The organism is Caulobacter sp. GW822-FHT01G02 (assembly GCF_058802865.1).
Map to the genome: position 1 here is coordinate 833,443 of NZ_JBXAON010000001.1, position 25,364 is coordinate 858,806.

Genomic DNA, 25,364 nt, shown 5'->3' on the forward strand with positions numbered 1-25,364 from the left:
AGAGCATGTCACGTATCGGTAAGAAAGCCGTCGCAATCCCCTCGGGCGTGCAAGTCACGCTCGCGGGTCAGACGGTCACGGTGAAGGGCCCCAAGGGTCAGTTGTCGTGGACGATCGCCGACGAAGTCGAAGTCAAGCAAGAGGGCGCTGAGCTCCTTCTGACTCCGCGCGTCGACACGAAGCGCGCCAAGGGCATGTGGGGTCTGTCCCGCACGCTGGTGGCCAACATGGTGCATGGTGTCACCGCCGGGTTCGAGGAAAGCCTCGAACTGGTCGGCGTTGGTTACCGCGCGGCCATGAAGGGCACCGCCCTGAGCCTCCAGCTCGGTTTCAGCCACGACGTGGACGTTGAGGCTCCGGCCGGCGTCACCTTCGCTGTGCCGAAGCAGACCGAAATCAAGATCGCCGGCATCGACAAGCAGGCGGTTGGTGAGATTGCCGCGAAGATCCGCCGCATTCGTCCGCCTGAGCCGTACAAGGGCAAGGGCGTGCGTTATGCTGGCGAGAAGGTTCGCCGCAAGGAAGGCAAGAAGAAGTAAGCCATGGCGCTCTCTCCTCGTGAATCGGCGGCCAAGCGCGCTCAGCGCGTTCGCACCCGCCTCAAGAGCCTCGCCAACGGTCGTCCGCGTCTGTCGGTCTTCCGTTCGTCGAAGAACATCTACGCCCAGGTCATCGATGATGAACGCGGCGTGACCCTGGCGTCGGCTTCCACCCTGGAAGCCGAAGGCAAGGGCGCGGACAAGGATGCCGCCGCCGCCGTGGGCAAGCTCGTCGCCGAGCGCGCCATCGAAAAGGGCGTCAAGGACGTCGTTTTCGATCGTGGTGGTTACATCTTCCACGGCCGGGTGAAAGCCCTGGCCGACGCCGCGCGCGAAGCCGGCCTGAACTTCTAAGGGAAACAGAATGGCTCGTGGTGAACAACAGCGCGGTGAAGGCGGTCAACGCCGTGACCGTCGCGACCGCAACGCCCCCGAGGAGCGGGTCGACAGCGACATCGTCGAAAAGCTCGTCCACATCAACCGCGTCGCCGCCACCGTGAAGGGTGGCCGTCGCTTCAGCTTCGCCGCTCTGATGGTCGTTGGCGACCAAAAGGGCCGCGTCGGCTTCGGTCATGGCAAGGCGCGTGAAGTGCCGGAAGCCATCCGCAAGGCGACCGAAGAAGCCAAGAAGACGATGATCCGCGTTCCGCTGCGCGAATCCCGCACCCTGCACCACGACGGCGCTGGCCGTTGGGGCGCTGGCAAGGTGATGATGCGCGCGGCGCCTCCCGGCACCGGCGTCATCGCCGGCGGTCCGATGCGCGCGGTTCTCGAAACCCTGGGTGTCCAGGACGTCGTGGCCAAGTCGACGGGTTCCTCGAACCCGTACAACATGGTTCGCGCCACGTTCGAGGCCCTGAAGGTCCAGTCGTCGCCCCGCCAGATCGCCGCCAAGCGCGGCAAGAAGGTTGGCGACATCCTCGGCCGTCGCGCCGACGGCGCTTCGTCGCCGGAAGCCATCGAGGGTTAAGTCATGGCTGAAGCTAAGCAAGTCACGGTCCGCCAAACGGGCAGCCCGATCCGTCGTGAAAAGGACCAGCGCGCCACGCTCGCCGGTCTGGGTCTCAACAAGCTGGGCCGTACGTCCACGCTGGAAGACACCCCGTCGGTCCGCGGCATGATCCGCAAGGTCGCGCACCTGCTGGAAATCGTCGAGTAGTCCTCTACGCGACGACGAAATACGCCACCCCGGTGAAAGCCGGGGTGGTTTTCGTTTGAAATGCCATTTCGTCATTGAGTTTCTTGGCGATTTGGGGTTTTAAGCGCGCTCTGATTTTCACAAGCCGAGTCCAGCCGCTGGCTGGGCGCAGATCTCCAAGGAGAGGCACACATGACCAAGCTGAACGAACTGGCCCCGCAGGAAGGCTCGACCAAGGGCCGCATGCGCGTCGGCCGTGGCCCGGGTTCGGGCAAGGGCAAGACCGCCGGTCGCGGTGTGAAGGGCCAGAAGGCGCGCTCGGGCGTCGCCATCGCCGGCTTCGAAGGCGGCCAGATGCCGCTGCACATGCGTATGCCTAAGCGCGGCTTCAACAACCCCTTCCGCCTTGAGTTCGCCGAAGTGAACCTGTGGCGCCTGGAGCAAGCCGTCGCCGCTGGCAAGTTCAAGGCCGGCGCCGAACTGGCTCCCGCCGACCTGGTCGCCGCCGGCGTCATCCGTCGTGAACTCGACGGCGTGAAGCTGCTGGGCAAGGGCGAGATCAAGACCGCCCTGAAGCTGACCGTCTACTCGGCCACGGAAGCCGCCATCAAGGCCGTCGAGGCCGCTGGTGGTTCGGTCACCGTGACCAAGAAGGCCAAGGCGCAAGCCGAAGCCTAAGGCCATATGTCATCCCGGTGAGCGCCTGGCGCTTTTCCGGGACTTCGTTTCGACCGGGATGACAGAAATAGGGGGCTCGCCGTGACATCACGGCGAGCCTCACCTATTTGTGGCCTCTACCTGAGCCTGCCCTTTTCAAATCGTTTGAAACGGATAAGCAGGCTCCGCGCCAAATTTCGTTGGAGTCGCCGGATAGTGTCCGGCCGTCACGCTCCAGAGTCGTGGGGATCTGAATGGCCTCGGCCGCCGAACAACTCGCAGCCAACATGAATTTCGCGTCGTTCCAAAAGGCGACCGAACTTCACAAGCGCATCTGGTTCACGATCATCGCCCTGGTCGTCTACCGCCTGGGCACCTACGTGCCGATCCCCGGCATCGACCCGGCCGCGTTCTCGCGGCTGTTCAGCGGCAACGCCGAGGGCATCCTCGGCATGTTCAACACGTTCTCGGGCGGCGCCGTGCAGCGCATGGCCATCTTCTCGCTGAACGTGATGCCCTACATCAGCGCCTCGATCATCGTGCAGCTGATGGGCTCGGTGTATCCGCCGTGGGAGAAGCTGAAGAAGGAAGGCGGGGAAGCGGGCCGCAAGACCCTCAACCAGTACACCCGCTACCTGGCCGTGGTTCTGGCCGTGGTCCAGTCGGCCTCGATCGCCATCGGCCTGTCCGCCCAGCCTGGCCTGGTGGCCGGCGGCGTCGGTCCGGTGTTCTTCGTCGCCTCGACCGTCGTGGCCCTGACCGGCGGCACCCTGTTCCTGATGTGGCTGGGCGAGCAGATCACCAGCCGCGGCGTCGGCAACGGCGTCAGCTTGATCATCTTCGCCGGCATCGTGGCCCACTTGCCGATGAGCCTGGGCCAGTTGTTGGTCCAGTCGCAGACCTCGGGCAACTACACCCCGCTGTTCCTGATCCTGGTCGGCGCCGTGGCCGCCATCCTGGCCATCGTGTTCATGGAGCGCTCGCAGCGCCGTCTGCTGGTCCACTATCCCAAGCGCCAGCAGGGCAACCGCATGGTCGGCGGCGAGAGCTCGTTCATGCCGCTGAAGATCAACACCGCGGGCGTCATCCCGCCGATCTTCGCCTCCAGCCTGCTGCTGCTGCCGACGACGGCCCTGCAGTTCATCAATGCGGCCAACCTGCCGTCCTGGGCCCAGTGGCTGCCAGGCGTGGTCGGCGCGCTGCAGCACGGCCACCCGGCGTTCCTGGTGCTCTACGCGCTGCTGATCATCTTCTTCTCGTTCTTCTACACCTCGGTCGTGTTCAACCCCGAGGAGACGGCCGAGAACCTGCGCAAGTACGGCGGCTTCCTGCCGGGCATCCGTCCGGGCAAGCGCACCGCTGAATACCTGGACTACGTGCTGACCCGCCTGACCGTGATCGGCGCGGGCTACATCACCGCCGTCTGCGTGGCGCCGGAGCTGGTCATGATGGCGGTCAAGTCGAACCAGTTCGCCCTGGGCGGCACCTCGATCCTGATCGTCGTGACGGTGACCATGGACACCGTGGCGCAGATCCAGTCGCACCTGCTGGCCCACCAGTACGAGGGCCTCATCAAGAAGTCGAAGCTGCGGGGCGGCCGTAACCGCTAGGTCGAGCTTCGATCTAATTAGATGCTGTGGAAGCCGGTTTGTCACAAAACCGGCTTCCGTTTTTTTCCGGCGCAATCTAGGTCTTCTGCGGGAGGCTGAGCATGACAGCCGAAAGTGGATGCCGGTTTCGGCGCCTGTCATGCTCACTGTTTAACTGAGCCTGTCGTGGCCACGACAGGCGAAAGCAGGCCTAAGACCTGCCAACGCGCGAAGGGGCTTATATGAACTTGATCCTGTTCGGTCCGCCGGCGGCGGGGAAGGGCACTCAGGCCAAGCGTCTGGTCACGGAGCGTGGCATGGTCCAGCTCTCGACTGGCGACATGCTGCGCGCCGCCATCGCCTCGGGTTCGGAGCTTGGCCTGAAGGTCAAGGGCGTGCTGGACCGCGGCGAGCTGGTCACTGACGAGATCGTCATCGCGCTGATCGAGGACCGCCTGCCCGAGGCCGAGGCGGCCGGCGGCGCGATCTTTGACGGTTTCCCGCGCACGGTCGCTCAGGCCGAAGCTCTGGATAAGATGTTGGCGGCGCGTGGACAGAAGATCGACTCTGTTCTCCGACTCAAGGTAGACGAGCCAGCCCTGATCGAGCGGATCAAGAAGCGATTCGAAGAACAGGGACGGCCTGACGACAATCCCGAAGTCTTCGTGACTCGTCTGGCCCAGTACAATGCCCAGACCGCGCCGCTGCTGCCTTACTATGAAGGGCAGGGGAAGCTCACGGAACTGGACGGAATGGGTTCGGTCGAAGCCGTCGCCAGTTCCATCGACGCCGCCCTGGAGCCTGTCTCTGTCGGTTAAACCGACAGAGAGGAACAGGCTCCAACTACCGCGAGGTGGCGTGACATCTGTCACGCGGGCGTCGTCGCTTAAAGAAGCCCTGATTCACTGGATGTCTGGTGGATTCAGTTGTTGACGGAAGCGAAACGATCCCTATAACGGGGCGCTTCCGCGAAAGGGCGCGATCCGTGCGCGCCGGTTTGGATCCTCTGGATCGAGCCGGGCGCGCCGTTCGCGTCTTTAGTGCGTGACTAGGAGAACATTAGACGTGGCCCGTATCGCAGGCGTCAACATCCCGACGAACAAGCGCGTTCTGATCGCGCTTCAGTACATTCACGGCATCGGCCAACGGTCCGCGCGTGAAATCATCACGAAGGTGGGCATCGAGGATGCGCGTCGGGTCAATCAACTGACCGACGCCGAAGTCCTGGCGATCCGCGAAACGATCGACCGCGACTATACCGTCGAGGGTGATCTGCGCCGCGAGAACTCGATGAACATCAAGCGTCTGATGGACCTGGCCTGCTATCGCGGCCTGCGTCACCGTAAGGGCCTGCCGGTCCGCGGTCAGCGCACCCACACGAACGCTCGCACCCGCAAGGGTCCGGCCAAGCCGATCGCCGGCAAGAAGAAATAAGGTAGCCTGACGATGGCCAAGGAACCGGGTCGCGTTAAAAAGCGCGAACGCAAGAACATCACCTCGGGCGTGGCGCATGTGAACGCCTCGTTCAACAACACCATGATCACCATCACCGATGCTCAGGGCAACACGATCTCGTGGTCCTCGGCGGGCATGATGGGCTTCAAGGGTTCGCGCAAGTCGACCCCGTACGCCGCTCAGATGGCTGCGGAAGACGCGGGCAAGAAGGCCGCCGAACACGGCGTCAAGACCCTGGAAGTCAACGTTTCGGGTCCGGGTTCGGGCCGTGAATCGGCTCTGCGCGCGCTGCAAGCCGCGGGCATGACCATCACGACCATCCGCGACGTCACGCCGATCCCGCACAACGGCTGCCGTCCGCCCAAGCGCCGTCGCGTCTAGTACTATTTAGACCACTAATCTCCTTCGCCGGCTGCGCAAAACGCGGCCGGCGAGCCGCGTTCAAGGGACCCGACCACGTGATCGAAAGAAACTGGAACGAGCTGATCCGTCCTGAGAAGCCGCAGATCGAAACCGGAGCCGATGCGACCCGCAAGGCCCGTATCGTCGCCGAGCCCCTCGAGCGCGGTTTCGGTGTGACGCTCGGCAACGCCCTGCGTCGCGTTCTGCTCTCGTCGCTGCAAGGCGCCGCCGTCACCGCCATCCAGATCGATGGCGTGGTGCACGAATTCTCCTCGCTCGAAGGCGTCCGCGAAGACGTCGTCGATATCGTTCTGAATATCAAGCAACTGGCCGTTCGGATGCACGCCGAAGGCCCGAAGCGCATGACCCTGCGCGCCACGGGCCCCGGCCCGGTGACCGCCGGTCAGATCGAAACCCCGGCCGACATCGAAATCCTGAACCCCGACCACGTGCTCTGCACGCTGGACGACGGCGCTTCGGTGCGCATGGAGTTCACGGTCAACAACGGCAAGGGCTACGTCCCGGCTGACCGCAACCGTCCGGAAGACGCGCCGATCGGCCTCATCGCCGTCGACGCCCTGTACTCGCCGGTCAAGCGCGTCGCCTATCGCGTCGAGCCGACCCGTCAGGGCCAGTCGCTGGACTATGACAAGCTGGTCCTGGAAGTGGAAACCAACGGCGCCGTCACTCCGGTGGACGCCGTGGCCTACGCCGCCCGGATCCTGCAAGACCAACTGCAGATCTTCATCACCTTCGAGGAACCGAAGGCCAAGTCGGCCGACGAGTCCAAGCCGGAACTGCCGTTCAATCCGGCCCTGCTGAAGAAGGTGGACGAGCTGGAACTGTCGGTCCGTTCGGCCAACTGCCTGAAGAACGACAACATCGTCTACATCGGCGACCTGATCCAGAAGACCGAAGCCGAGATGCTCCGCACCCCGAACTTCGGCCGCAAGTCGCTGAACGAGATCAAGGAAGTTCTCGCCGGCATGGGCCTGCACCTCGGCATGGACGTGCCGAACTGGCCGCCGGAGAACATCGAAGACCTGGCCAAGAAGTTCGAAGACCAAATCTAAGAACCTCGAAGCCTACCGCGCTAAATCCGGGCCGCCTTTCCTCTCTTCGGACAGGGGAGGCGGCCTGGGCCTTTTGAAGCCGCTAACGCGGTGGAGGGCCCCGGCGCTTCGCTCTGACCCGGTCGGGACGGACCAGGATTGGTGACAATCAGGCGCTCAACACGTTTTGCGCCGCTCGGGCTCGATGCCCAGGAGACTAAGACATGCGTCACGGTAACGCCCACCGTAAACTCGGCCGCACCTCGGCTCACCGCACCGCCATGTTCGCCAACATGTCGGCCTCGCTGATCAAGCACGAGCAGATCGTCACCACCCTGCCCAAGGCCAAGGAACTGCGTCCGATCGTCGAAAAGCTGGTCACCCTGGCCAAGCGCGGCGACCTGCACGCTCGTCGTCAGGCCATCAGCTCGGTTCGCGACGTCGAGCAAGTCGGCAAGCTCTTCGCGGTCCTCGGCCCGCGCTACAAGGACCGTCAGGGCGGCTACATCCGCGTCCTGAAGGCCGGCTTCCGCTACGGCGACAACGCCGCCATGGCCGTGATCGAGTTCGTCGACCGCGACGTCTCGGAAAAGGGCAAGGACTCGGGTCCGGTCTACGTCAACGACGCCGAAGACTAAGATCTTTCAGCGCAAGCTGAACGCGAAGGCCCCGGAGAGATCCGGGGCCTTTTTCGTTTCTGCGCTCAGATCCTGCTGCTAGCTTCGCCTTAAGGTCGCGCTCGCGCAGAAGGGCAGCGGCCATCGGGGAGCCGTCATGGTCGCGACCAGCAATCACGCCAGCGTGGAAAAGCTCAACGCGGCTAACGACGGCAAGCTGCCAGGATGGCTTGGCCTGGAGGTCACCGATGTGCGGGACGGCCTTGTCGAAGGTCGCCTGCCCGTGCGGACCGAGCTGATCGCGCACACGGGATACCTCTTGGCCGGAGCGCTGCTGTCGGTCGCGGATATCCTCTGCGCCTACGGCGTTTCGACGGCATGGCCCGAAGGGGCCAGCGGTTTCACGACCGCGGAAGTGAAGTGCAACTTTGTCGGCACGGCGCGGGAAGGGGCGGTCCTCTGTCGGGCCAAGCTGCTGCATGGCGGACGAACAACCCAGGTCTGGGACGCCGAAATGACCAACGAGGCCACCGGTAAGCTGATGGCGGCGTTCCGGTGCACGCAGATCATCCTCTATCCGGTCGCGGGCCGCAGCGCCTAGTCCTTCGGCTTCACCGGCCGCGCCGGGTTTCCCACCACTGTCGCCCCCGCCGCCACGTCCCGCGTCACCACCGCGCCGGCTCCGATCACCGCGTCGTCGCCGATGGTCACGCCGGGCAGGATGATCGCGCCGCCGCCGATCCAGACATTGGCGCCGATGTGGATCGGCTTGCCGGACTCCTGGCCCGTGCGCCGCAGGGCCGGATCGCGCGGATGGTCGGCGGTCAGGATCTGCACGCCCGGGCCGATGGCTGTGGCCGCGCCGATAGTGACCTCGACGACGTCCAGGATCACGCAGTTGAAGTTCATGAACACGCCGTCGCCCAGGCGGATGTTGTAGCCGTAGTCGACGAAGAACGGCGCACGGACGGCCACGTTCTCGCCGACCGCCCCCAGGCCCTGGGCCAGCAGCATCGGGCGCTCGTCGAGGCCGGAGCTGTTATAGCGATCCATCCAGGTCTGGGCCGCGCGCTGGTCGGCCTGCAGCTCGGCGTCGACGGTATAGAGCTCGCCGGCCAGCATCCGTTGCTTCTGGGTCTTCACGCCTACTCCTTGGTCAGGTCCTGGCGGCGGAACAGCAGCACCGCGCAGGTCGTCAATACGGCTGTCCACACCGCCAGCATGGCCAGGGCCGCGCCGGCCGAACTGGCGGTCTGGCCCAGCATGGTCGGTTCCAGCAGGGTCGCGCGCAGCAGGTCCGCGTCATAGACGGGGATGGCCAGCAGCTTCCAGCTGGACTGGCCCTGTTCCATCATGCGCAGCGAACTGGCCAGCACTGTCTGCACGAACCGGACGCCCAGGCAGGCGACGACCACGCCCATGCTCGAGCGCGACAGCACCCCGATACAGGCGGCCAGCGCCGCCAGGGTCATGGCCTCCAGCCAGGTGATGGCCAGGACGCCGAGCACGTCGAACAGGTTGCGGTCGAACATCGAGACGGCCAGGGGCTTGCCGTTGATCCCCGCGCCGATCACCGCCGCGGCGGCCGACAGCACGGCGGTCAGGGCCAGGCTCCAGAACACCGCCTCGCCGACCACCACCAGCTTGGCCAGCAGCAGGTTCTGGCGGGTGTTGCGGGGCGTCAGCAGTCGCCAGGTCTCCCAGCGGTAATCGCCGGCCAGGATGGCGGCCGCGCCGATCATCAGGAACAGCGCCCCGAAGGTCGAGGCCCCGCCCGCCAGCGCCTTGATCATCTGGTCCAGCAGGCCGATCCCGAGGCCCGGCATCGGCTTCTTGACCACATAGTGCAGGAAGAGGTCGCCGCCGATGCTGAGCAGGAAGCCCACGATCGGCGCGAAGCAGAACCCCCAGAACAGGGCCGAACGGTCGCGCAGCAGGCGGAAGCGTTCGGCGGCGATGGCGTCGGTGAGCATCAGAGCGCTCCTTCGTTCGAAGGCTGGGCCGTCTCGAGGGTCCTGAGATAGACGCCCTCCAGGTCGGCGTCGCGCCAGCGCGCCTCGGTGATCTCGACCCCGGCCTCGACCAGGGCGCGGATCAGGGCGGGGGCGTCTTCGCGGCGGATGTCGGCCAGGGCCGAGTCCGCGCCGTCGGCGGCGCCCTTGGCGCCCAGCACGCCCAGGACCTGGGCGATGGGCGAGGCGGCGGTGATGCGCAGGCGGGCCTCGCCGGCGGTCAGTTCGGCCACGCCGCCCTCGGCCACGACCTTGCCCTTGGAGAGGATGGCCACGCGCTCGCAGACGCGCCGCACCTCGTCCAACTGGTGGCTGGCCAGGATGACGGTGACGCCTTCGCGCTTGGCGAGATCGACGACCAGGGCGCGAATTTCCTGGATGCCGGCCGGGTCCATGCCGCTGGTCGGTTCGTCCAGGATGACGAGTTCGGGCTTGGTGAAGAAGGCGGCCGCCAGGCCCAGGCGCTGCTTCATGCCGACCGAATAGCCGCTGGTCGAGCGGTCGGCGGCGTGGGCGATGCCGACCCGCTCCAGCCAGCCATCGATGTCGGCGCTTTTCGCGCCGCTCTCGAGCGCGAGCATCTTCAGGGTGTCGCGACCGGTCAGATAGGCGGGGTAGCGCGGCGTCTCGATCATCGCTCCGACCTTGCGCAGGGCGGTGATGTCGCCGGGCGCCGCGCCGAACAGGCGGGCCGAGCCGGTGGTCGGCCTAACGAGGCCGAGCGCGATGCGGAACAGGGTGCTCTTGCCCGCGCCGTTGGGACCCAGCACCCCGAACACGCCGCCGGCCGGAATAGCGATGGAGAAGTCGTCGAGGGCGCGCACCGCCCCGTAGGTTTTGGTGAGGCGGTCGGCCTCGAGGGCGATCGACATGCGGGGAGTTCCGAGCGCCGAAACGAGTCGGCAGGCGAGGGGGACTATGGCGACCCGGGGCGCCCCCGCCAAGTTAAGAGCCGGTCATGCGGTTCCTGTCACACCCCTGTAACGCCGGACGCTGATCAGGGGGCTTCAGTTCCCCCCGCCTAAGAGCCCGCCGATGTCCGTCTTTCGCCTGCTGTCCCTGATCGTGGCCGTGAGCCTCGCCTTGGCCGGTGGCGTCCAGGCGCGGGAAAAGGCCCCGCATCTGACGCTCCTGGTGTCGATGGACGGCTTCCGCGCCGACTATCTGGACCGTGGCGTGACGCCGAACCTGAAGGCCCTGGCCGACGACGGGGCGCGCGGGTCCATGCGCCCCTCGTTTCCCAGCCTGACCTATCCGAACCACTACACCCTGGTGACCGGCAAGCGTCCCGACCGCAATGGCGTGGTCGGCAACGAGATGGAGGACGCCGTGATCGGCGGCCCCAAATTCGTGATGAACGGCCCGACGTCCAACGATCCCCGCTGGTGGAACCAGGCCAAGCCGTTCTGGGTCTCGGCCGAACAGCAGGGGAAGAAGAGCGCCGCCATGTTCTGGCCGGGCTCGGAGACGGCGATCGATGGCGTCCGCCCTAGCCATTGGATGAAGTACCAGCACGACCTGCCGTATGACGCGCGGATCGACCAGGTGCTGGCCTGGATGGACAGCGCCGACGGCCCGCCGCTGGCCTTCGCCACGCTCTATTTCGACGCCGCCGACACCGAGGGCCACCACTACGGCCCGGACTCTCCGGAGCTGACGGCGGCGCTGGTCGAACTGGACCGCTGCATCGGCCGTCTGGTCGAGGGGCTCAAGGCGCGCGGACGTTTCGAGACGACCGACCTCATCATCGTCGCCGATCACGGCATGGCGCCGCTGCCGGCCGCTCATCGCGTGGTGCTGGACGATCTGATTGACGTCTCGAAGATCCACCTCGTCGCCAAGGGCGCGGTGACCAGCTTCTCGCCCCTGCCGGGCCAGGCCAAGGCGGTCGAGACGGCGTTCTTCAAGACCGCGCCTCCGCACATGACCTGCTGGAAGAAGGGACGGATCCCGGCCCGTTTCCACTACGGCCACAACAAGCGCGTGCCGGCCATCGTCTGCCTGTCGGAGACCGGCTGGTACACGACGACGCTGGAAGCCCGGAAGAAGCCCGGCAAGTGGGACGGCAAGGATGGCGGCGCGCACGGCTTCGACCCCTACGATCCCGCCATGCGCGCCGTGTTCGTGGCCCACGGGCCGTCGTTCAAGCCGGGTGTCGTGCTGCCGGCGTTCGACAATGTCGACGTCTATCCGCTACTGGCGCGGGTGACCGGGGTGAAGCCCGAGAAGGGCGACGGGGCGCTGACGGTCGTGAGGCAGGCGCTGAGGTAGCGCGGCGCGGGTTGCGTAGAGCGGGTTGCGTAGAGCGCGCGGAACGGCGGCCGGCGCCGCTGGCGGGTCTTGCGAGCCGGGCGAACAGCGTCCAACTAGGGACCGCCGGGGAGGGCGATCCATGAACCAACCGAACACCGGAGCCCAAATCACGGGCGCAAAGCGTCAGGCCGCGCTGGGCTTCATCTTCGTCACCGCGATCATGGACGTGCTGTCCCTGGGCGTGATGATCCCCGTCCTGCCCAACCTGGTGAAGCAGTTCGGCGGCGGGGACACGGCCGTGGCGGCCGACTGGAACATCCTGTTCGCCACGGTCTGGGGCGTGATGCAGTTCTTCTGCTCGCCGATCCTGGGGCTGATGTCCGACCGCTTCGGCCGCCGGCCCGTGATCCTGACGTCGATCTTCGGCCTGGGCGTCGACTTCCTGTTCATGGCCTTCGCGCCCAGCCTGTGGTGGCTGTTCGTCGGCCGGATCTTCAACGGCATGACGGCGGCCAGCTTCTCGACCGCCTCGGCCTATGTCGCCGACGTCACCACGCCGGAGAACCGCGCCAAGGGCTTTGGCCTGATGGGCGCGGCGTTCGGCGTCGGTTTCACCTTCGGTCCGGCCCTGGGCGGCTGGCTGTGGCAGTTCGACCATCGCGCGCCGTTCCTGGTCTGCGCGGCCCTGGCGCTCTGCAACTGGCTCTACGGGTTCTTCGTGCTGCCGGAGTCTCTGCCGCCCGAGCGCCGCCAGCCGCGCTTCGACTGGACGAAGGCCAATCCCGTCGGCTCGCTGCAGCTGCTGAACCGCCATCCGGGCCTGCTGGGCCTGGCCGGCGTCGGCTTCCTGTTCCAGCTGGCCCACAACGTCCTGCCCAGCGTGTTCGTGCTCTATATGGGCTTCCGCTATGGCTGGTCGCCGGCGACCATCGGCCTGACCCTGATGGCCAGCGGTATTTCCAGCATCGTTGTCCAGGCCCTGGTCGTCGGCCGGGTGGTCAAGGCGTTCGGAGAGCGCGGGGCGCTGATGATCGGCCTGTTCTCGGGTTTCGCCGGCTTCATGATCTACGCCCTGGCGCCGACGGGGATGCTGTATTTGTGCGGCCTGCCGCTGTTCGCGCTGTCGGGCCTGATCCAGCCGGGCCTGCAAGGGCTGATGACCCGCCGCGTCGCGCCGAACGAACAGGGCCAGCTGCAAGGCGCCAATTCGGCTATGATGGGCATCGCCTCGATCATCGGACCGCCGCTGTTCCTGTTCCCTTTCGCCTTCGCCATCCGCCACGACACGACCTTGCACATGCCGGGCCTGCCGGTGCTGATCGCCGCGGCGCTGATGCTGGCCTCGACCGTGCTAGCCTACGCCAAGGCCCGACCGCTGCCCGCGCCGGAACCGCGGGCGGCCTGAAGCCTTACCCATCGCGCAAAACGCCTTAGACTCGCCAGAAAGCTCGGCTGAGTTCCCGAGGAACGTTAGGAGCCTTTTCTTGAAGACCATCCGCGCCCTGCTGCCCGTCGTCGTCCTGCTGGCCGCCTGCTCGAATCCGGCCGGGCCGTCCAATGCCCAGTCGGTCGGCAACGGACCCGTTCCCGACATGCCGCAACCGACCCGCCGCGCTCCGGCCGACGCGGCGTCGATGAAGCTGTCGTTCTCACCGGTGGTGAAGAAGGCCGCCCCGGCGGTCGTCAACGTCGCCAGCCGCCGGGTGGTCCAGCGCCGCGTCGATCCCTTCTGGGACTTCTTCATGGGCGGCGGCGGCCAGGGCGGCAGCCAGGTGCAGGGCTCGCTGGGCTCGGGCGCCATCGTCCGCGCCGATGGTGTGATCATCACCAACCACCACAATATCGACGGGATGAGCGACATCACCGTCCAGCTGGCCGACCGCCGCGAGTTCCCGGCCACGGTTCTGCTGGACGATCCGCGCGCCGACCTGGCCGTGCTGAAGATCGACACCAAGGGCGAGAAGCTGCCCGTCATGGCCATCGACGACCAGGACCAGATGGAGGTCGGCGACCTCGTCCTGGCGCTGGGCAATCCGTTCGGGGTTGGCCAGACCGTGACCAACGGCATCGTCTCGGCCCTGGCCCGGACCGACGTCGGGGCGGCCAACTTCGGCAGCTATATCCAGACCGACGCCGCCATCAATCCCGGCAATTCGGGCGGCCCGCTGGTCGACATGGACGGCGACCTAGTCGGCATCAACACCTTCATTATCTCGCGGTCGGGCTCGTCCTCGGGCGTCGGCTTCGCCATCCCCGCCGCCGTGGTCCGCCAGGTGGTGGGCGCGGCGCTGGGCGGCGGCCACAGCGTCGTGCGGCCCTGGCTGGGCGTGAAGGGCCAGCCGGTCACCGGCGACATCGCCAAGAGCCTGGGCATGACCGTCCCGCGCGGCGTGCTGGTGGCTCAGGTCTATCCCGGCTCGTCGGCCGATCGCGCTGGCCTGAAGGAAGGCGATGTCATCCTGTCGATCGACGGTCGCGCGGTGAACGACGAGGGCGGCGGCGCCTTCGCGATCGGCACCCACAAGGTCGGCGACCGCGTACCGATGCAGATCCATCGCAACGACAAGGAGCAGACGCTGACCGTCCGCGCCGAGGCCGCGCCGGAGACCCCCGCCCGCGACGAGCGCACCCTGTCGGGCGCCAACCCGTTCAACGGCGCCACGGTGGTCAACCTGTCGCCGGCCGTGGCCCAGGACCTGGACGTCGACCCGTTCGTCGGCAAGGGCGTGCTGGTCACCAAGATCGGCGGCGGCTACGCGGCCAATATCGGCCTGCAGCCGGGCGACTTCATCCGCGAGGTCAACGGCCGCGCGGTCAATACGGTGGCCGATCTCAACGCCGCCGCGAAGCTGCCGACCCGTAACTGGGTGGTGACGATCGAGCGCAATGGCCAGCGGATCACGGCCCGCTTCTCGGGCTGACGACTTGCGCCCGGCGGCCTGCTAGAAGAGTCGCATGTCCGATCTCTTCCAGGCCGCCGGCCTGACGCCCCATGCGCCGGCGCCGCTGGCCGACCGCCTGCGACCCCAGAGCCTCGACGAGGTGGTGGGCCAGCAGCATCTTCTGGGTCCCGAAGGCCCCATCGGCCGCATGGCCGCGGCCCATCGCCTGGCCTCGATGATCCTGTGGGGGCCGCCCGGCACCGGCAAGACCACCATCGCGCGTCTGCTGGCCAAGGCCGGCGGCTACGAGTTCCAGCAGATCTCGGCGGTCTTCTCGGGCGTCGCCGACTTGAAGAAGGCCTTCGAGCAGGCCCGCATGCGCCGCGCGGCCGGTCAGAGCACCTTGCTGTTCGTCGACGAGATCCACCGCTTCAACCGCGCCCAGCAGGACGGCTTCCTGCCGTTCGTGGAGGAGGGGATCGTCACCCTGGTCGGCGCCACGACCGAGAACCCGTCCTTCGAGCTGAACGGCGCTCTGCTGTCGCGCTGCCAGGTCTTCGTGCTGAAACGCCTGGGCGAGGACTCGCTTGACCAGCTGCTGCAACGCGCCGAGGTCGCCGAGAACCGGCCGCTGCCGATCGACGCCGAGGCGCGCGGGGTGCTGGTGGCCATGGCCGACGGCGACGGTCGCTACCTGCTGACCCTGGCCGAGACCCTGTTCTCGATCGGGACCGACAGCCCGCTGAATACGACCCAACTGGGTCAGTTCCTGCAGAAGCGCCGCCCGGCCTACGACAAGGACCGCGAGGAGCACTACAACCTCATCTCGGCCCTGCATAAGTCGGTGCGCGGCAGCGATCCGGACGCGGCGCTCTACTGGCTGGCCCGGATGCTGGAGGGCGGCGAGGATCCGCTGTTCATCGCCCGCCGCCTGGTGCGGATGGCGTCGGAGGACATCGGCGCGGCCGATCCGCTGTCCCTGCTGCTGACCACCGCCGCCAAGGACGCCTACGACTTCCTGGGCTCGCCCGAGGGCGAGCTGGCCCTGGCGCAGGCCGTGGTCCACATGGCGTCGGCGCCCAAGTCCAACGCCGTCTACAACGCCTACAAGGCCGCCCGTCGCGCCGCCAAGGAGACCGGCAGCCTGATGCCGCCGTCGCACATCCTCAACGCGCCGACCAAGCTGATGAAGAGCCTCGGCTATGGCGACGGCTACGCCTACGACCACGATGTCGAGGGCGGGGTCTCAGGCCAGAACTACTTCCCGGACGGCATGGAGCGTCGGCGGTTCTATGAGCCGAAGCCGGTCGGCGCCGAGGCCAAGGTACGTGAACGCTTGGAAGCCTGGGGGAAGGTGCGTAAGGACGGCAAATGAGCAGTCCGAAATTCCGCCGTCCCCCTGGTGTCGCCAAGCCCAAGGCCATCGAGTGCCCGATCACTCTGACGCCCGAGGAGATCGACACGGCCAAGTCGTGGGTGCTGTACGAGGACGAGACGGTCATCGTGCTGGACAAGCCCGCCGGCCTGTCCAGCCAGGGCGGACGGATCAAGGCCCATACGCTGGACGACCTGTTGTGGGCGTTCGCCAAGCCGGGAAAGGCTCGGCCGCGCCTGATCCATCGGCTGGACCGCGACACCTCGGGCGTGATCCTGACGGCCAAGACCAAGCCGGGCGCGGCCTTCCTGGGCGAGGCCATGATGGCCAAGCGCTTCCGCAAGTCCTACCTGGCCATCGTCGCGCCGGGCGCGCCCGAGCCCAAGGGCGGCATGATCGACAGCCCGTTGCGCCGCGAGTCGATCGGCCGCGAGGCCTATATGCGGGTCTGCGCGCCCGATCATCCGGACGCCGAGACCGCTCGCAGCCGCTATCGCACCCTGGCCAGCAATGGCGTCGCCGCGCTGGTCGAGTTGTCGCCCGACACCGGCCGCATGCACCAGCTGCGGGTCCATATGGCGTCCATCGGCCGGCCGCTGGCGGGCGACAGCCGCTATGGCGGGGCGCTGATGCTGGGCGGCGCGGCCGTGCCGCGCCTGATGCTGCACGCCGCGCGCCTGACCTTCCCGCACCCGCTGGGCGGCGAGCGCAAGGTCATGGCCCCGCTTCCGTCCGATTTCAAAGCCATGCTCCAGGCCCTGGATCTGGCGGTTCCGGAACAGCCCGGTTCCGAGGCCGTTGATCCGGTCTGAGGATATTCGCCATGAAGATCGCCAAGCCCCTGATCGCCGCCGCCCTGTCGGGCCTGCTGCTGGCCGCCTGCGCCACCGCCCCGACCGTTTATCGCGCCCAGCTCGGCGCGCCCAACGACGTCGGCTACTCGGAATATCGCCTGGAGGCGGGACGCTATCGCGTCACCTTCCAGGGCGGGCCGGGCGCGAAGGAGGCGCAGGTCGCCGACTATGCCCTGTTGCGCGCCGCCGAGCTGGCCCTGCGTGACGGGTATGACTGGTTCCGGATCGCCGACGGCTCGACCAATATCAGCGGTTACGACCGTGGACCGCGCGTGTCGGTCGGCGGCGGTTCGGCCAGCTTCGGGCGGCGATCGAGCGTCGGCGTCGGCCTGGGGACGAGCTTCAATCTCGGCCCGGGCCCGGCGGTCTCGCGCTCGATCGAGGTGGTGTTCGGCAGGGGGCCGACGCCGCGCGACCGCGACGCCTATGACGCGCGGGACGTGGTCAAGAACGTCGGCTACGGACGCCAGCGAGTCTAGTTAGGCCGCCGCCCGCTTGCCCAGCGGATAGTTCGCGCGCAGCGCCGCGTGGGTGAGGCCGGCCGTCTCGGCGGCGGCGAAATAGCCGTCCTGGGGCAGGCCTTGCAGGATGGTCATCGGGGCCAGGCCCCGGGCGTCGCGACCGAAGGCCATCATCTCCATGGCGATCTTGCCGGCTTCGCCGGAGAGGTCGGAGGCGTCCAGCGCCAGGCCGGCCAGACGGGCGTCGCGCAGTACGCGCAGGGCCTCCTTGTCCGGCGGCACGCGGGCGATGACGCCGCGGGTGAGGGCGCGCAACAGGCCGACCACTTCCAACAGACGGCCGGCGGGCGTGCCGCGGGTGACGTCGACCAGTTCGATCATCAGCCCGCCGCGCAGCAGGCTCAACGACAGGCCGGCGGTGCCGGTCAGCAAATCGCGGCCGCGCTGGGTGCCCAGGGTGCGGAACGAGGCCGGCAGGATCAGTTCGGGCGCGTTGTGGCCTTGTGCCGAGCGCGCGAACACCGCAGCGTATTTCAGCGTCGACTCGTCGATGAAGGCCACATCGCGGTCCGACAGCTTGGTCAGGGCGCGGGCCGAGGCCTGGCGACCGCTGGCCAGGTGGGTGACCATCGGCTCGACGCGGACGGCGGTGGTGATGTTGCGCCGCAGGCTGACCACATGCTCCAGCGTGAAGTCCACGCGCAGCGCAGCGCCGCCGGCGGTGGTGAAGGCCACCGGGGTGCGGCGGGCCTCGTCAGCCGGATCCACTTCAATGCGGACCGGCGAGCGCGCGGAGTCGCGGCGGGCGCGGGCGGCCAGGATCACGGTCGGGTCGATCGGCTTGCAGACCGCCTCGCCGTTCTCGACCCCAATCACCGAACGGATGCCCAGATCCTTCGCCGAGGCGGCGCCCAGCAGATGGGTCAGCACGTCTTCCAGGATCCGCACACTGGTCGCCTGGGCGGCCAATCCCTGGTCGTTGTTCATGGCGATCAGGAATTCGCTGTCCGAGATGCGGGCTCGCATGTCGTTGCGGTCCAGATGCTCGTTCAGCTTCAGCTCGACATAGGTCCAGACGTCGCCGCGCTTCTGGCTCCACCATTCGCCGGCCCAGTGCCGGATGGCCTTGATGCTGATCACGTTGACCGAGCCGCGCGCGACCAGCTCCGAGCCCGACAGGCGCTGAGCCACCGGGCCCGGGAGGGCCACGCGTTCGGTCGCGTCCGAAGAGGTTGAGGTGTCGAAGGGCATGGGTCTGGCGCTGTTGATACGCCCTGGAGAATGCGGGAAGCGCGCTTAACCGGTCGTTCGGAAATACGGTTTCCAAACGCGTTTACCGTGAAAGAAACCGGGGAAAATCAAGGGAACTTCGTTGGATGCTTGGCGTTGACGCCAGCTCGGCGCATAAGGCGTTCATGAACAAGCTGCTTCTGGTGGCCGCTGGCGGAGCCGTCGGCTCGGTCGCGCGCTATCTGGTCGGCGTCGGCGCCATGCGGGTCATGGGGACGGGCTGGCCGTATGGCACCTTCACCGTGAACATCGCCGGGGGCTTCCTGATGGGGTGCCTGGCCTCGTGGCTGGCGCATCGCGGCAGCGGATCCAACGAACAGTGGCGCGTGCTGCTGGGCGTGGGCGTGCTGGGCGGCTTCACGACGTTCTCTTCGTTCTCGCTGGAGACCGCGCTGATGATCCAGAAGCGCGACTATCTGCCAGCCTTCTCCTATGCCGCCGCCAGCGTGCTTCTGTCCGTGGCGGCCCTGTTCGCGGGCCTTCTGATCGCCCGCAAGGTTTTCGCATGAGCATCAAGGAAGTCCGCACGCTGTACGTCGACGCCGGCGAGGACGGGGTCCGCCTCGACCGCTGGTTCAAGCGCCGTTGGCCGCACCTCAACCACATCCAGCTGAACAAGCTTTTCCGCTCGGGCCAGGTCCGGGTCGACGGCTCGCGCGCCAAGGCCGACACCAAGCTGGTCGCCGGTAGCCAGATCCGCGTGCCGCCGCTGCCCGACGCGCCCGATCCGAACGAAAAGGCCAAGCTGTCGCCGCGCGACATCGCCTACGCCAGGTCGCTGGTGCTGTACGAGGACGAGGAGGTCCTGGCGCTGAACAAGCCCGCCGGCCTGGCCGTTCAGGGCGGCACCAAGACCACCCACCACGTCGACAAGCTGCTGAGCGCCTGGGGCGAGGGCGTCAATCGACCGCGCCTGGTCCACCGCCTGGACCGCGACACCTCGGGCGTGCTGCTGCTGGGCAAGACGCCGTCGGCCGCCGCGCGCCTGTCGGGGGCCTTCGCCAAGCGCAAGGCGCAGAAAACCTACTGGGCCATCGTCGCGGGCAATCCGCACCCGACCGAGGGCGTGATGGAGCTGCACCTGGCCAAGCGCGGGGTCGGTGATCGCGAACTGGTGGTGCCGGCCCAGCCCAAGGACCCGGACGCCCAGCCGGCCGAGACCGAGTTCGTCACCATCAGCCGCGCCGGGCCGCGCGTCACCTGGATGGCCCTGCGTCCGCACACCGGCCGCACCCACCAGTTGCGCGCCCACATGAAGGCCATGGGCCATCCCATTCTCGGCGACCCCAAGTACGGCGACGACAAGTCCGCGCCGCTGTCGGAGGGGCTGAAGCTGCAGTTGCACGCCCGCTCGATCCTGCTGCCGCACCCGTCGGCCGGCATGCTGCACATCGAGGCGCCGTTGAGCCCCGAGATGAAGGAAGGCTTCCGCAAGTTCGGCTTTTCGGAAGACGAGGCCGACGCCGAACCGTTCGCTCGACGGCAAACCAAGCGGCGGTAGGAGCTACACCAGACCCGTGACCGGCTTCGCCGCCGCGCTGTCCGGGAACACCTTGCGCTCCAGGATCGCGCGGTCGACGCCGATGTGGTCGGCCAGCACGCCCTTGAACAGGCCGCGCATGTCGAGTGTCGGGGCGGTGTCGCGGTTCTCGAACAGGGCGTTGTCGGCCAAGCCCGGCCAGTCGCCGACGATGCCGCCGCCCTTCTTCAGCGCCCCGCCCAGGACGAGGCCGGTCGAAGCCGTGCCGTGGTCGGTGCCGCCGGTGCCGTTGACGCGGGCCGTTCTGCCGAATTCGGTGACGACGATGACCACCGTGTTCTTCCACTCGGCGCCGAGCCCGGTGTGCAGGCCGTCCAGCACCGCGTCCATGTAGGACAGCCGCGTGGCGATCTGGCCCGGCTGGCCGGCATGGGTGTCGAAGCCGTCCAGCGAGATGGCCGCGATCTGCGGGCCGCCGGCCTGGATCATGAAGCCGCCCAGGGTCGAGCCCAGTTTGCGCGCCGCCTCGCTGCCAGCCCGGTTCTGGCGGTCGTTGGCCGTCGTCGGGGACATAGACGCGGGCTGAGCCATCATCGGCGTTGAGGCCGCGGCGACGTTCATGGCCGGCGTTGCCGAGAGGGCGGTCATCGCCGTCTGGGCCATGGTCTCGGTCTCCAGCCCGCGCGCGAAGGCGGGGCCCAGCATCGGGTCGTTCTTGTAGAGGTCCTGCAAGAGGGTTGGCAGGCGCGCGGTCTCGTCGACGCCCTTGCCCGGCGACCAGCTGGCCGCCTGGACCTTGCCGCGCAGGATCAGTGGGGCGGTGGCCCCGACCGACAGACCCTCGACCTTGCGAGCGGGGGCGAGGGCCTCCAGCGTGCGGTTCAGCCAGCCGGTCTCGGTCCCGTAGACATGGGCCGCGCCAGTCTCCAGCATGTCCTGGGCCTCGAAGTGGGAGCGGGCGCGGTCGGGGCTGGCGATGGCGGGCGCGATGCGGGCCTCGCCTTGCTGGGCGAGAGCATGGACGGACTTCAGCGCCGGGTGCAGGCCGAAGGTGTCGTCCAGCTTCAGCACCTGGTCGGGCTTCATGGCGATCGAGCCGCGCAGGTTGGCGTAGTTCGCGTCGCCGACGGGCGGCGAGACGGACAGGCCGTCCATGCCGCCCCGACAGATCACGACCACGAGCTTCTTCCTGGCGAGATCGCCCTCGGTGGCCGCGAAGGCCTGCGAACCCAGGAAGTTGACGGTGATCCCGAGGCTGGCGCCCAGGCCCAGCAGGGAGCGGCGGTTCAGTTGAGCGGTCATCGGCGTTGGAACTCCGGGCTCATCACGAGAAGGGCGAAGGCTTCCTTGCGGGTCTCGGCCCGCGACACGGCCTTGGCGACGGGAGGCGTCAGGCGTGCGCCCAAGGCCGAGACGGCCAGGGCGTTGGGATCGGTGCGGTCGGCGACCACGGCGGCGAAGCCCTGGGCCCATTGCATCCGCTTGATGAGGCCATCGGGCGAGGCCCAGGTCTGGGCGTCCTCGGCCCAGCCCTTGGGGGAGGGGGGCGAGAAGGGCTTCTGGCCCAGGCCCGTGAGGATCGGCGCCAGGCGCTCGATCGCCGACGGTTCGGCCCCGATCAGGCGCCAGGTCGACAGCGTGTATTCGTAAGGTGTCTTGAACTTGGCGGGCGTGGGATCCCAGGCCTCGGGGCTTTCGACCAGGGCCTTGGCGACCTGAGCGAGGTCGCCGCCGGTGTCCATCCAGCGCTTCTCCAGCCGCGCGGTCAGGGCGGGCGGGGGCGTGTCGGAGACGAAGTGGCGGGCGATCTTGCCGCAGACGTGGCGGGCGGTGCGCTTGTCGGCGGCCAGGGTCTTCAGGACCGCCATGCCCTGCTGGATGTCGCCCTGGGCGTATCGGCGGCCCATGATCGTGCGCGCGCCGGGCTCGTGGGCGGCGTCGCGGAACACGAACTGGCCGGCGCGATCCTCGTTGTCGCGGCCGACCGAGAAGCCGGTCAGGGCGCGGGCGAACTCGGTGACGTCGCCTTGCGTATAGCCAGCGTCGACGCCGACCGTGTGCAGCTCCATGATCTCGCGGGCCAGGTTCTCGTTCAGTCCGGCCCGGGCGCCGCGCCTGCGGACGCCGACCTGGCTGTTCGGACCAATCGACTGGGCCTGGTCCAGATAGGTCAGCATGGCCGGATGGGTCGACGAGGCGACCAGCAGGGTCTCGAAACTGTCGAACACGTGGGGGCGTATCGCCTCGCGCTCGAACGGGCCGATCAGCACCGAGGTGATCTGCTTGGTGGCCGAGACGGTGAAGTGGTTGGCCCAGAACAGCGCCCAGCGTTCGCGAAAGCCCGCTGGCGTATTGGTCGCCAGGCGCGCGCGGGCCAGGAAGTCGGCATTGACCTTGTCCCGCAGGGCGATCTGGGCGGCCCTAGCGGCTTGCAGGGCCGCATCGTCGGCGGCCTCGCCGTCTTTCTTCTGACGCGCGGCTTTCTGCTGCTGCTGGTAGTCGCGCATCTGCTCGAAGCGCTGGGCAGAGGTCTCGCCGCCGTCCTGCGGGGCGTCGGCGCCGTCGCGGCGGATCTGAGCGATCAGGAAGCCTTGCGGATCGGCCTTGGCGGCGTCGATCTCGCCGGGGCGGGCGCCCAGGCCGAAGCGGGTGACGGCGATGGCGGCCATCATGTCCTTGGACGGTAGGCTCAAGCGGCGCTCTCCCTTGCGCTGACACGCGATCTTGCTCATTCAACGCGGGTCATTGGCCGTTCCGTCGCGCGGCCCGGAAAAGAGTTCTCGCCGTGTCCGACAAGTCCGAGCTGCTGCTGAAACCCAAGCGCTTCTACAAGGCCGCCGTCGCGGCCCCGGTCGAGGAGGGCTTCGCCGTTCAGCTCGACGGCCGCACGCCCAAGTCGCCGGCCAGGAAGCCGCTGGTCCTGCCCAACCAAGCCTTGGCCGACACGATCGCCGCCGAGTGGGAGGCCCAGGTCGAGTATATCGACAACAGCCTGATGCCGGCCACGCGCCTGGCTTTCACGGCGATCGACCGCATCGCCGAGACCCGCGCCGAGGTGGCCAAGGAGATCACCGCCTACGCCGCGTCCGACCACCTCTGCTATCGCGCCGAGCACCCGACGCGGCTGGTCGAGCGCCAGGCGCGCGAGTGGGGCGCGGTCCTGGACTGGGCCAAGGCCGAGCATGGCCTGGTGTTCACGCCCGTAGGCGGGATCATCCATCAGCCGCAGCCGCCGGCCACCCTGGCGGCGGTCGAGGCCCTGGCGCTGACCCTGGACGACTTCAGCCTGGCTGGGGTGGCTTTCGCCGCCGGTCTCTACGGCTCGACGGTGCTGACCCTGGCCGTCCGCGCCGGCCGTCTGACCGGCCGCAAGGCCCTGGATCTGTCGCGCCTTGAGGAGGCGTTCCAGGCCGAGCAGTGGGGACAGGACGCCGAGGCGACCGCCCGCGTGGCGTTCCTGGCGGTCGAGGCCGAGATGATCGACCGCTGGTTCGCCGCGCTCCGTTAGGGGGCGAGACCTTCCGTACTCCGCGGCGCCGCAAGGTCCGTCTTGCCTGCACCCCCTGGCCTCGCTAGGGCTTGAGTTTCCAAGGTGGGCGAACCACCAGCACGAAGATCCGGGCAGGGAGCTAGCGCGTTGCAGCACATTCTCGAGGAACTCGACCGCCGTCGCGCGCAGGCCAGGGCCGGCGGCGGGGAGGCGCGGGTCGCGGCCCAGCACGCCAAGGGCAAGCTGACGGCGCGTGAGCGGATCGACCTGCTGCTGGACGAGGGCTCGTTCGAGGAGTTCGACATGTTCGTCGAGCACCGCAGCGCCGACTTCGGCATGCAGGACCAGAAGATCCCCGGCGACGGCGTCGTCACCGGCTGGGGCACCATCAACGGCAAGGTCGTCTATCTGTTCTCCAAGGACTTCACGGTGTTCGGCGGCAGCCTGTCGAACGCCCACGCCCAGAAGATCATCAAGGTCCAGCGCCAGGCCATGAAGGTCGGCGCGCCGATCATCGGCCTGTTCGACGCCGGCGGGGCGCGCATCCAGGAGGGCGTCGACAGCCTGGCCGGCTATGCCGACATCTTCCTGGAAAACACCCTGGCCAGCGGCGTCATCCCGCAGATCAGCGTGATCATGGGGCCCTGCGCCGGCGGCGACGTCTACAGCCCCGCGATCACCGACTTCATCTTCATGGTCAAGGACACCAGCTACATGTTCGTGACCGGCCCCGACGTGGTCAGGACGGTGACCAACGAGGTCGTCACCGCCGAGGAACTGGGCGGGGCCCGGGTCCACGCCGCCAAGTCGGGCGTGGCCGAGGGCGCGTTCGAGAACGATCTTGAAGCCCTGACCCAGGTGCGCCGCCTGGTCGATTTCCTGCCCTCGTCCAACCGCGAGCCCGCCCCCGAACGCGAGAGCTTCGATGCGGCCTATCGCGAGGAGGCCAGCCTCGACACCCTGGTGCCGGCCGACGCTGCCAAGCCCTACGACATGAAGGAGCTGATCCTGAAGATCGTCGACGAGGCCGACTTCTTCGAGATCTCCAGCGAGTGGGCCAAGAACATCGTCGTCGGCTTCGCCCGCATGGACGGCGAGACGGTGGGGATCGTCGCCAACCAGCCGCAGGTGCTGGCCGGGGTGCTGGACATCGACAGTTCCAGGAAAGCCGCCCGGTTCGTGCGCTTCTGCGACGCTTTCAACATCCCGATCATCACCCTGGTCGACGTCCCGGGCTTCATGCCGGGGACCAAGCAGGAGTACGGCGGCCTGATCAAGCATGGCGCCAAGCTCTTGTTCGCCTATGCCGAGGCCACCGTGCCGAAGATCACCGTCATCACCCGCAAGGCTTATGGCGGGGCCTATGACGTGATGAGCTCCAAGCACCTGCGCGGCGACCTCAACTACGCTTGGCCGACCGCCGAGATCGCGGTGATGGGCGCCAAGGGGGCGGTGGAGATCATCTTCCGCCAGGAGGCCAAGGATCCCGAGGCGCTCGCGGCCCGCGAGGCCGAGTACAAGGACCGCTTCGCCAACCCGTTCGTCGCCGCCAGCCGCGGCTATATCGACGACGTGATCATGCCTCACGGCACCCGCCGTCGCATCGTGCGCGGCCTCAAGAGCCTCAAGGGGAAGGAACTCTCCAACCCCTGGAAGAAGCACGACAACATTCCGCTGTAGGGATGGCGAGCTCAGCACAAGCCCCCGCCTGACCGCGCTGAGCGCGGTCTGTCCGCCCCCAAGCGGGGCGGAGAATAGTCGCGGCTGCTTTTTCTCCTCCCCCTCTTGGGGGAGGGGGGCCGGCGAACGCCGGTGGAG

At 67.6% G+C, this 25,364-nt stretch carries 28 protein-coding genes; 22 read left to right on the plus strand and 6 right to left on the minus strand.

Features of this window, described 5'->3' with window-relative positions; translation table 11 throughout:
- The first annotated feature begins 5 nt into the window (after nucleotides 1-5).
- The 12 genes from rplF (at nucleotide 6) to AC1RNC_RS03970 (ending at nucleotide 8,050) form a co-directional block, all read left to right on the plus strand.
- Nucleotides 6-539 carry a 50S ribosomal protein L6 gene (rplF, locus tag AC1RNC_RS03915; protein WP_101719243.1) on the plus strand — a complete coding sequence of 178 codons (534 nt, stop codon included), beginning with the start codon at nucleotides 6-8 and terminating at the stop codon, nucleotides 537-539.
- A 3-nt stretch (nucleotides 540-542) separates the two neighbouring features.
- On the plus strand, nucleotides 543-893 hold the full coding sequence (rplR, locus tag AC1RNC_RS03920; protein WP_013078658.1) for a 50S ribosomal protein L18: 351 nt from the start codon (nucleotides 543-545) through the stop codon (nucleotides 891-893).
- Between the two features lie 10 nt (nucleotides 894-903).
- Complete coding sequence (gene rpsE / locus AC1RNC_RS03925) at nucleotides 904-1,509, plus strand: 30S ribosomal protein S5 (RefSeq protein WP_096051657.1); 606 nt, start codon at nucleotides 904-906, stop codon at nucleotides 1,507-1,509.
- A 3-nt stretch (nucleotides 1,510-1,512) separates the two neighbouring features.
- Nucleotides 1,513-1,698 carry a 50S ribosomal protein L30 gene (gene rpmD, locus AC1RNC_RS03930; RefSeq protein ID WP_099579521.1) on the plus strand — a complete coding sequence of 62 codons (186 nt, stop codon included), beginning with the start codon at nucleotides 1,513-1,515 and terminating at the stop codon, nucleotides 1,696-1,698.
- A 171-nt stretch (nucleotides 1,699-1,869) separates the two neighbouring features.
- Nucleotides 1,870-2,355: a 50S ribosomal protein L15 gene (gene rplO / locus AC1RNC_RS03935; RefSeq protein WP_125159660.1), complete on the plus strand. Its 486-nt coding sequence runs from the start codon at nucleotides 1,870-1,872 to the stop codon at nucleotides 2,353-2,355.
- A 233-nt stretch (nucleotides 2,356-2,588) separates the two neighbouring features.
- Nucleotides 2,589-3,944, plus strand: a complete 1,356-nt coding sequence (secY, locus tag AC1RNC_RS03940) for a preprotein translocase subunit SecY (RefSeq protein WP_492883854.1) — start codon at nucleotides 2,589-2,591, stop codon at nucleotides 3,942-3,944.
- A gap of 221 nt (nucleotides 3,945-4,165) precedes the next feature.
- Entirely contained in the window at nucleotides 4,166-4,741 is a 576-nt protein-coding gene (locus AC1RNC_RS03945) for an adenylate kinase (RefSeq protein ID WP_492883856.1), read from the plus strand.
- A gap of 247 nt (nucleotides 4,742-4,988) precedes the next feature.
- Nucleotides 4,989-5,357, plus strand: coding sequence for a 30S ribosomal protein S13 (gene rpsM, locus AC1RNC_RS03950; protein ID WP_047413133.1), 369 nt, complete (start codon nucleotides 4,989-4,991; stop codon nucleotides 5,355-5,357).
- Nucleotides 5,358-5,369: 12 nt separating this feature from the next.
- Nucleotides 5,370-5,759, plus strand: coding sequence for a 30S ribosomal protein S11 (gene rpsK / locus AC1RNC_RS03955; RefSeq protein WP_004616890.1), 390 nt, complete (start codon nucleotides 5,370-5,372; stop codon nucleotides 5,757-5,759).
- Nucleotides 5,760-5,836: 77 nt separating this feature from the next.
- The gene (locus AC1RNC_RS03960) at nucleotides 5,837-6,853 is read left to right on the plus strand and encodes a DNA-directed RNA polymerase subunit alpha (protein ID WP_047413138.1); all 1,017 of its coding nucleotides are present in this window, start codon (nucleotides 5,837-5,839) and stop codon (nucleotides 6,851-6,853) included.
- A 203-nt stretch (nucleotides 6,854-7,056) separates the two neighbouring features.
- Nucleotides 7,057-7,470, plus strand: a complete 414-nt coding sequence (rplQ, locus tag AC1RNC_RS03965) for a 50S ribosomal protein L17 (RefSeq protein WP_492100988.1) — start codon at nucleotides 7,057-7,059, stop codon at nucleotides 7,468-7,470.
- A 136-nt stretch (nucleotides 7,471-7,606) separates the two neighbouring features.
- Nucleotides 7,607-8,050 (plus strand): PaaI family thioesterase, encoded by a 444-nt coding sequence (locus tag AC1RNC_RS03970; protein WP_492883859.1) that lies wholly within the window; start codon nucleotides 7,607-7,609, stop codon nucleotides 8,048-8,050.
- Here the strand turns inward: AC1RNC_RS03970 and AC1RNC_RS03975 are convergent.
- From AC1RNC_RS03975 to AC1RNC_RS03985, 3 genes are read right to left on the minus strand one after another with little or no spacing between them, the layout of a single operon-like run.
- Nucleotides 8,047-8,592, minus strand: a complete 546-nt coding sequence (locus AC1RNC_RS03975) for a sugar O-acetyltransferase (protein ID WP_492883861.1) — start codon at nucleotides 8,590-8,592, stop codon at nucleotides 8,047-8,049. The two genes, AC1RNC_RS03970 and AC1RNC_RS03975, sit on opposite strands and share 4 nt — an antisense overlap.
- A 2-nt stretch (nucleotides 8,593-8,594) precedes the next feature.
- Nucleotides 8,595-9,422, minus strand: coding sequence for an ABC transporter permease (locus AC1RNC_RS03980; RefSeq protein WP_492883863.1), 828 nt, complete (start codon nucleotides 9,420-9,422; stop codon nucleotides 8,595-8,597).
- A complete protein-coding gene (locus AC1RNC_RS03985; protein ID WP_492883865.1) occupies nucleotides 9,422-10,333 on the minus strand; it encodes an ABC transporter ATP-binding protein in 912 nt (303 codons plus the stop codon). Before AC1RNC_RS03985 ends, AC1RNC_RS03980 begins: the two co-directional genes overlap by 1 nt.
- Before the next feature lie 163 nt (nucleotides 10,334-10,496).
- Here AC1RNC_RS03985 and AC1RNC_RS03990 point away from each other — a divergent pair, with 163 nt between their 5' ends.
- The 6 genes from AC1RNC_RS03990 to AC1RNC_RS04015 all read left to right on the plus strand — a co-directional run bounded on the left by AC1RNC_RS03990 (nucleotide 10,497) and on the right by AC1RNC_RS04015 (nucleotide 17,304).
- Nucleotides 10,497-11,732, plus strand: a complete 1,236-nt coding sequence (locus tag AC1RNC_RS03990) for an alkaline phosphatase family protein (RefSeq protein WP_492883866.1) — start codon at nucleotides 10,497-10,499, stop codon at nucleotides 11,730-11,732.
- Between the two features lie 121 nt (nucleotides 11,733-11,853).
- Nucleotides 11,854-13,119 carry a TCR/Tet family MFS transporter gene (locus AC1RNC_RS03995; RefSeq protein WP_492883868.1) on the plus strand — a complete coding sequence of 422 codons (1,266 nt, stop codon included), beginning with the start codon at nucleotides 11,854-11,856 and terminating at the stop codon, nucleotides 13,117-13,119.
- A gap of 79 nt (nucleotides 13,120-13,198) precedes the next feature.
- Nucleotides 13,199-14,635, plus strand: a complete 1,437-nt coding sequence (locus tag AC1RNC_RS04000) for a DegQ family serine endoprotease (RefSeq protein WP_492883869.1) — start codon at nucleotides 13,199-13,201, stop codon at nucleotides 14,633-14,635.
- A gap of 34 nt (nucleotides 14,636-14,669) precedes the next feature.
- Nucleotides 14,670-15,971 carry a replication-associated recombination protein A gene (locus tag AC1RNC_RS04005; RefSeq protein WP_492883870.1) on the plus strand — a complete coding sequence of 434 codons (1,302 nt, stop codon included), beginning with the start codon at nucleotides 14,670-14,672 and terminating at the stop codon, nucleotides 15,969-15,971.
- A complete protein-coding gene (locus tag AC1RNC_RS04010; protein ID WP_492883871.1) occupies nucleotides 15,968-16,783 on the plus strand; it encodes an RluA family pseudouridine synthase in 816 nt (271 codons plus the stop codon). The genes AC1RNC_RS04005 and AC1RNC_RS04010 overlap by 4 nt, the downstream gene beginning before the upstream one ends.
- 11 nt (nucleotides 16,784-16,794) lie before the next feature.
- On the plus strand, nucleotides 16,795-17,304 hold the full coding sequence (locus AC1RNC_RS04015; RefSeq protein ID WP_125159644.1) for a CC0125/CC1285 family lipoprotein: 510 nt from the start codon (nucleotides 16,795-16,797) through the stop codon (nucleotides 17,302-17,304).
- Here the strand turns inward: AC1RNC_RS04015 and AC1RNC_RS04020 are convergent, their stop codons facing one another.
- Complete coding sequence (locus AC1RNC_RS04020; RefSeq protein WP_492883872.1) at nucleotides 17,305-18,537, minus strand: hypothetical protein; 1,233 nt, start codon at nucleotides 18,535-18,537, stop codon at nucleotides 17,305-17,307.
- Between the two features lie 164 nt (nucleotides 18,538-18,701).
- Here AC1RNC_RS04020 and crcB point away from each other — a divergent pair, with 164 nt between their 5' ends.
- Both crcB and AC1RNC_RS04030 read left to right on the plus strand, forming a co-directional pair.
- Nucleotides 18,702-19,085 (plus strand): fluoride efflux transporter CrcB, encoded by a 384-nt coding sequence (crcB, locus tag AC1RNC_RS04025; protein WP_492883874.1) that lies wholly within the window; start codon nucleotides 18,702-18,704, stop codon nucleotides 19,083-19,085.
- Nucleotides 19,082-20,077 carry an RluA family pseudouridine synthase gene (locus tag AC1RNC_RS04030; RefSeq protein WP_492883876.1) on the plus strand — a complete coding sequence of 332 codons (996 nt, stop codon included), beginning with the start codon at nucleotides 19,082-19,084 and terminating at the stop codon, nucleotides 20,075-20,077. Before crcB ends, AC1RNC_RS04030 begins: the two co-directional genes overlap by 4 nt.
- 3 nt (nucleotides 20,078-20,080) lie before the next feature.
- Here the strand turns inward: AC1RNC_RS04030 and AC1RNC_RS04035 are convergent, their stop codons facing one another.
- Together AC1RNC_RS04035 and AC1RNC_RS04040 are read right to left on the minus strand one after the other, a co-directional pair.
- The gene (locus AC1RNC_RS04035; protein ID WP_492883878.1) at nucleotides 20,081-21,358 is read right to left on the minus strand and encodes a DUF1501 domain-containing protein; all 1,278 of its coding nucleotides are present in this window, start codon (nucleotides 21,356-21,358) and stop codon (nucleotides 20,081-20,083) included.
- Nucleotides 21,355-22,788 carry a DUF1800 domain-containing protein gene (locus AC1RNC_RS04040; protein WP_492883880.1) on the minus strand — a complete coding sequence of 478 codons (1,434 nt, stop codon included), beginning with the start codon at nucleotides 22,786-22,788 and terminating at the stop codon, nucleotides 21,355-21,357. Before AC1RNC_RS04040 ends, AC1RNC_RS04035 begins: the two co-directional genes overlap by 4 nt.
- Nucleotides 22,789-22,841: 53 nt before the next feature.
- Between AC1RNC_RS04040 and AC1RNC_RS04045 the strand changes: the two genes are divergently transcribed.
- Both AC1RNC_RS04045 and AC1RNC_RS04050 read left to right on the plus strand, forming a co-directional pair.
- Nucleotides 22,842-23,564 (plus strand): ATP12 family chaperone protein, encoded by a 723-nt coding sequence (locus tag AC1RNC_RS04045; RefSeq protein ID WP_492883882.1) that lies wholly within the window; start codon nucleotides 22,842-22,844, stop codon nucleotides 23,562-23,564.
- Nucleotides 23,565-23,693: 129 nt separating this feature from the next.
- On the plus strand, nucleotides 23,694-25,226 hold the full coding sequence (locus AC1RNC_RS04050; RefSeq protein WP_492883884.1) for an acyl-CoA carboxylase subunit beta: 1,533 nt from the start codon (nucleotides 23,694-23,696) through the stop codon (nucleotides 25,224-25,226).
- Nucleotides 25,227-25,364 lie beyond the last annotated feature (138 nt).

Coding starts and splice junctions, on each gene's coding strand:
- AC1RNC_RS03980 (WP_492883863.1), bottom strand. CDS start 9,422: ATGCTCACCGACGCCATCGCCGCCGAACGCTTCCGCCTGCTGCGCGAC.
- crcB (WP_492883874.1), top strand. CDS start 18,702: ATGAACAAGCTGCTTCTGGTGGCCGCTGGCGGAGCCGTCGGCTCGGTC.
- AC1RNC_RS04035 (WP_492883878.1), bottom strand. CDS start 21,358: ATGACCGCTCAACTGAACCGCCGCTCCCTGCTGGGCCTGGGCGCCAGC.
- rpmD (WP_099579521.1), top strand. CDS start 1,513: ATGGCTGAAGCTAAGCAAGTCACGGTCCGCCAAACGGGCAGCCCGATC.
- AC1RNC_RS04020 (WP_492883872.1), bottom strand. CDS start 18,537: ATGCCCTTCGACACCTCAACCTCTTCGGACGCGACCGAACGCGTGGCC.
- rplF (WP_101719243.1), top strand. CDS start 6: ATGTCACGTATCGGTAAGAAAGCCGTCGCAATCCCCTCGGGCGTGCAA.
- AC1RNC_RS04015 (WP_125159644.1), top strand. CDS start 16,795: ATGAAGATCGCCAAGCCCCTGATCGCCGCCGCCCTGTCGGGCCTGCTG.
- rplQ (WP_492100988.1), top strand. CDS start 7,057: ATGCGTCACGGTAACGCCCACCGTAAACTCGGCCGCACCTCGGCTCAC.
- AC1RNC_RS04040 (WP_492883880.1), bottom strand. CDS start 22,788: ATGAGCAAGATCGCGTGTCAGCGCAAGGGAGAGCGCCGCTTGAGCCTA.
- AC1RNC_RS04030 (WP_492883876.1), top strand. CDS start 19,082: ATGAGCATCAAGGAAGTCCGCACGCTGTACGTCGACGCCGGCGAGGAC.
- rplR (WP_013078658.1), top strand. CDS start 543: ATGGCGCTCTCTCCTCGTGAATCGGCGGCCAAGCGCGCTCAGCGCGTT.
- rpsK (WP_004616890.1), top strand. CDS start 5,370: ATGGCCAAGGAACCGGGTCGCGTTAAAAAGCGCGAACGCAAGAACATC.
- secY (WP_492883854.1), top strand. CDS start 2,589: ATGGCCTCGGCCGCCGAACAACTCGCAGCCAACATGAATTTCGCGTCG.
- AC1RNC_RS04010 (WP_492883871.1), top strand. CDS start 15,968: ATGAGCAGTCCGAAATTCCGCCGTCCCCCTGGTGTCGCCAAGCCCAAG.
- rplO (WP_125159660.1), top strand. CDS start 1,870: ATGACCAAGCTGAACGAACTGGCCCCGCAGGAAGGCTCGACCAAGGGC.
- AC1RNC_RS03945 (WP_492883856.1), top strand. CDS start 4,166: ATGAACTTGATCCTGTTCGGTCCGCCGGCGGCGGGGAAGGGCACTCAG.
- AC1RNC_RS03970 (WP_492883859.1), top strand. CDS start 7,607: ATGGTCGCGACCAGCAATCACGCCAGCGTGGAAAAGCTCAACGCGGCT.
- AC1RNC_RS04005 (WP_492883870.1), top strand. CDS start 14,670: ATGTCCGATCTCTTCCAGGCCGCCGGCCTGACGCCCCATGCGCCGGCG.
- AC1RNC_RS03990 (WP_492883866.1), top strand. CDS start 10,497: ATGTCCGTCTTTCGCCTGCTGTCCCTGATCGTGGCCGTGAGCCTCGCC.
- rpsE (WP_096051657.1), top strand. CDS start 904: ATGGCTCGTGGTGAACAACAGCGCGGTGAAGGCGGTCAACGCCGTGAC.
- AC1RNC_RS03995 (WP_492883868.1), top strand. CDS start 11,854: ATGAACCAACCGAACACCGGAGCCCAAATCACGGGCGCAAAGCGTCAG.
- AC1RNC_RS03985 (WP_492883865.1), bottom strand. CDS start 10,333: ATGTCGATCGCCCTCGAGGCCGACCGCCTCACCAAAACCTACGGGGCG.